A 305-nucleotide genomic window follows, 5' to 3' on the forward strand; every position below is an offset into this window, starting at 1 on the left:
ATCGCTGCTGTTTTTCCATCATTTGCAACAGTTTCCATGGTGAAAGTTTAAGCTGCAAAATTACGGAATTTCCTTATTTTTCAGAGGAGTCTGCCCTTAAAAAATCTTCCCCCACTAAAATGCCGTAAACCTTTCCTTTTAATTCGTTTCCTAAGAAGAGACTGTTCTTCGAAGTGCTCCAAATATGCTCTTTTTGGAAGGTATATTCTGTTTCGGGATCAAAAAAGCTGAAGTTCGCAACAGAACCCTCATCGATCACCTCTTCTCCCAAATTGAACCTTGCTTTTCCTGCAGTTAATACCCTT

General features: G+C 39.3%; 1 pseudogene. It reads right to left on the minus strand.

Annotated features, from left to right (window positions below):
• Positions 1-73: 73 nt before the first annotated feature.
• Positions 74-305 (minus strand): annotated as a pseudogene (locus HC176_RS18820) (hypothetical protein); the annotation flags it as partial.

It is taken from the genome of Tamlana crocina (assembly GCF_012037625.1).